3 protein-coding genes are annotated in these 4,464 nt (G+C 60.7%); all 3 read right to left on the reverse strand.

Going from position 1 to position 4,464, the window contains the following annotated elements; all coding sequences use genetic code 11:
• Positions 1–241: 241 nt before the first annotated feature.
• The 3 genes from QN413_RS26760 to QN413_RS26770 all read right to left on the reverse strand — a co-directional run bounded on the left by QN413_RS26760 (position 242) and on the right by QN413_RS26770 (position 4,178).
• Positions 242–2,182: an Ig-like domain-containing protein gene (locus QN413_RS26760; protein WP_323499599.1), complete on the reverse strand. Its 1,941-nt coding sequence runs from the start codon at positions 2,180–2,182 to the stop codon at positions 242–244.
• 266 nt (positions 2,183–2,448) lie between these two features.
• A complete protein-coding gene (locus tag QN413_RS26765) occupies positions 2,449–3,666 on the reverse strand; it encodes an acyltransferase (RefSeq protein WP_323499600.1) in 1,218 nt (405 codons plus the stop codon).
• A gap of 14 nt (positions 3,667–3,680) precedes the next feature.
• Entirely contained in the window at positions 3,681–4,178 is a 498-nt protein-coding gene (locus QN413_RS26770; RefSeq protein ID WP_323499601.1) for a helix-turn-helix domain-containing protein, read from the reverse strand.
• Between the last annotated feature and the right edge of the window lie 286 nt (positions 4,179–4,464).

The following is a 4,464-nucleotide window of genomic DNA, read 5'->3' on the forward strand; positions in this document are numbered from 1 at the left end:
AGACCCGCCTCCGTCACGAAGCCCGAGCGCAAGGAGTGCGCCGAGAAGCGGCCGTCCAGTCCCGCGGCCGCGCAGCGTGGTTGATGCCGCATCTCCCTTCGGCCCCGCGTGCCGTCACACATAAAGCGGTACCTCCACGCACACCTTTACTACGGTCGAGAACCAAAAGCCCATGAGCTGTTGGAAAGCTCCTCATGGTTTGCTGATGCCGCTTGACATGCGGAATCAGCTTCTCTCCGATTCAGTAGGAGATCGTGATAGATCCATCGCCGCCAACCACACCCGAGGCGCCGCGATTGGTGCCAACAGCATAGGTCGTGCCGGCGGGCCCGGTGCTGCCGCCTCCACCACCACCGCCATCGGAGCCGGGACCACCACCGGCGGCACCACCGCCCCCGTAACCGCCGCCGCCTGCGCCCGCGCCGCAGCACGTGTTGCCGGCGTCACCACCGACGCCCGCGCCCGCACTTACGCCTCCGGCGACGCCCCCGTACGACTTGCCTCCTGCACCGCCGTTGCCGCTGCCGCCCGCAGGTCCATTTGGATAGCCCATAGTGCCCCCGCCACCCGAGCCGCCAATGCCAGCATGACCGCCCGCGCCGCCGCTTATGTGGACGCCTCGGCTGCCCGATCCATCGGCGTTGGCGCCAGCGTCGCCAGCGTTGCCATTGCCCCCCGCGCCGCCACCTGCACCACCACCTGCGCCCGCGATGACTTGGTTGGTTGCGCCAGCGTTGACATTGGTCGATCCGCCCCCTCCTTGGTTGCCGCCACCGCCCACGAAGAGGTTCAACGTATCCCCAGGGCCGACGACCATGGTGGCGGTAACTACTGCCCCATTGCCGCCGATATATCCGGACTTACCTCCTCCGCCTGCGCCGATCGCGACGACGTTCAATGACGTCACGCCAGTCGGCACCGTGAAGGTGTACGCGCCTGGCACCGTGAAGATTGGCTGTGCCTGTACCGTCAGCGTCGCATTTGAGCTAGATCCATTGAGGGCTGCAGTCAACGTGGCTGCACCCTGTGCCACACCAGTTGCCAAGCCATTGCTGCCAGTGGCATTGCTGATCGTCGCGACGCTGATTTGGCTGGACGACCAGGTTGCAGTGGTGGTGATATTTTGAGTTGAACCGTCGGTATAGGTACCTGTGGCCGTGAACTGCTTTGTCGCGCCCGTGGTCATGGTCGTGCTGGGCGGCGTCACTGCGATAGCGGTGAGCGTCGCAGGCGTCACGGTCAAGGTCACCGTTGGCGCAAGCACGGTACCCAGACCTCCATTGACTGACGTCGTACCGGTGCTGCCGGAAGTCGCCAGTCCTGTCGCGCTGAGCGCTGCGACTGTCGTGTTACTGGAGCTCCAGGTCACTTGCGTGCTCAGATCCTGCGTGGTCTGGTCGGTGTACGTGCCGGTCGCGACAAACTGTTGAGTTGTACCGAGCGCGATGCTCGAAGTGGCCGGCGTCAGTGCAATGGACGCAAGCGTTGCCGCAGTCACATTGAGCGTCGCGTTACCAACGACATCTGCGCTCGCGCACAAGTCTGCGGCCCTGCATGTCACCATCAGAGTCGTCATTCCGGGCGTAAGGCCGCTCGCCAAGCCCGACGCATCGACAGTTGCCACAGCAGCACTGGTGGAAGTCCAGACAACGTTCGATGTGATCACCTGCTTGGTGCTGTTGGTGAACGTGCCAGTGGCGACAAACTGCGCCTGCGTTCCCGCAGCAATCGCAGTGCTGCCGGGCGAAATCGCAATGCTCACGACCTTTGCCGGGGTCACAGTGACGCTAGTGGTTCCACTTTGACCGGCCAGGCTGGCGGTCACCATTGCCTTGCCAGTGGCCACGCCAGTCGTGAGGCCTGTGGTTTGTGCGACCGTTGCCACCGTCGCATCCGACGATGCCCAGGCGACCTGCGCAGTCACATCGGCGTGAGTGCTGTCGCTGTAAATTGCAGTTGCGGCGAGTTTTGACGAAGTGCCTGCTGCGACGATCGGATTGACCGGGTTGATTTCAATGGCCGTCAGCGTGACCGTTGTTGGTGCATTGGGCGTAGCGGGCAGAATCGGCAAAAAAGCACCACCCCCGCTGCCACCCCCACCACAGCCGCTCAACGCGACGAAACCTGCCAGAGCGATGCCCTTGACGTAGCCCAAAAAACCTTTTTGGAAACCCGTAGCCATTCATGATCCTGTCTGCGATCGATTGGCGCTATCTACAGCGCCATCGAAAGTTGCTTTATTTGTTTTTTTGTCCGGCTATGCGTTTGAAGCGGTTGCCCGACCGCGCATTGTCACAACAAGTATCTAAACGCAACGAAGGAAAAAACATGGTGTTGCGGAAACGCCTAAGCCCGAATATGGCGACCGCGATGCCAAAGATTTAGCGCTCAGAATTCGGATCGCAAAGAACGGTAAACGGTCTTTGGACCCGAGTTTGAGATCGATCGTCAGAGAATTTTTCGCAGCGCCGGCACTCGCAGCAGCCATCCAGCGAAGATGAAGCACAGTGCGCAGGTCACCGTGCCCGTCACCGCAAACTTCACCAAGCCATTGGTCGGAATGCCGCGCCACGCCAAAGCCACCGCCACCAACACAGGCGGATGAATGATGAAGATCGTATATGCGCGGCGCACCAAAGATTTCCACAGACCGTCCAAGACGGTGAATTTCCGTTGGAACTCCCAGAGCAATTTCAAAATCACTCCCCAGGCAACGATCGGCTCCCAAAAGGCATAAACGCAGCCCAATACCGGTTCGCGGAGCCCCGGCACAGCGCGACCAAGGAAATAGACGATTGGCAGTGTCGGCAACGCGAGGAGCGCCACGCGCCACCAGGTGCGCACCTTGTCTGCCGGCAAGAACTCAAGCCAATGGTGCCGTGCCGCAAAGCAACCGAAGGCGAACAGAACCACGTAGCTCGCAAAATACCCGAGTTGCAAGCCCCAGACGTTCACACCGACTGGCCAGAATACGCGCAATACCAGCGCGACTGCCCCGGTGACTGTTGCCGCTCCGAGCATCGCGACATTTGAAGGCCAGGGCGCTATTTCGCCCTGTCCCGGCCACAGTTGTTGGAGACGCGGCGTCAGTTTCAACCAGAGCATCGCGACACAAGCGAAGATGAGTAATGCCTGTGCGAACCACAGTGGGCCATTCTCAAATGTCCCGTCGCGCAACAGCTTCACCAAGGTATCGGCGAACGCGTGGCCGCGAGCCGTTTGTGCCATTGCGATCGTTACGGGTCCGAGGAGCCAGCCAAAAAACAGGAGCGGCAAGCCGAGCCGCTTAAACCTATCTATTGCGTAGCGACGCGTCCCGTGTCGCTCCACAGCACCGGGCGTGAGATACCCCGCAAGCAGAAAGAACAGGCCCATGAAGAAAGCCTGATTGACCGTGCAGAAATAGACCAGCAGGGTGGAGGACAGGGAGCGGTCGGTGGACACTTCGCGATAGAACCAGCCACCGATCGCCCCGTAGGTAATGGCGGTGTGATGCATCACCACCAGAAGCGTCAGACTGGCACGGAGGGCATCCAAGCCCGCGTTGCGGGCGCCCGCACTTGCGAGTTGCGGGCTTGCCACCCAGGCCTGCTTACTCACCGATTGTTGAGCTTCAAACTCCTGGGCGGGTTTTATGGTGACCGCCGTTGGCAAGTGCGGTTGCATAAAAATGTCCGGCCTTAGACATTCCGCGAGACTGATCGGCGGCGGCGTAACTCTTCGGGATCCACGAACTGAGCCTTGATGACGCGCAGCCCGCATAGGGCGACCCCGAACACGAGAATCCACCTAGACCAAGTGACGCTACCCGTCTCATAGACGTCGAACCCGACCAGCAGGCCGACGATGACCAGGAACCGCAGCAAGCGGTAGTACAGGTAGGAGAGCTTTTTTACAGGGACAGGCTGATTGGAAGAGGCCGCCACCGGTACACCCTGGACGGGCGAGGAAGGAGGAGGTTCAGCGGTCGCAGGACCGGTCGGCTTGAGACTCTCCAACTCGACCCCGAAAGCGCTCGCGAGCGACATTCTTGTCTCTGCGGACGCGTTGGCGTCAGATTCAACGCGCTGGACCGTACGCAAGCTCAGGCCTGCTACCGCGGCAAGTTGCTCTTGAGACCACGCCCGCTCCTCGCGCAGTTTTCGCACTAGTTCCGGGTCAACTTTCATCATTTCCATTATGCGGTTCCCTGTGAATGAAACGGGTTGAGATTTGCCAGGCAGCAGACGTCGCCGACTCTCGCATCGATGCGTGTGGCCCACCACGCCAGGAAGCCGCCACGTGACGACAGTTGGCCGCCATCCCCGTAGTGGCGGCTCTGTTGCGCAAAGGCACCGCGTATCCGTCATCTCCGGTTGTCGATTTAAGCTGTACCGCAACTAGGGAGACGCTTATATGGGCGCCTCCCGGATTGCAAGAACTCGTATGTGTGAAGATTCAGGATGCAGGGCTGCAGTCTTATAT

This window comes from Variovorax sp. LG9.2 (assembly GCF_035018885.1).
Classification (GTDB): Bacteria; Pseudomonadota; Gammaproteobacteria; order Burkholderiales; family Burkholderiaceae_C; genus Variovorax.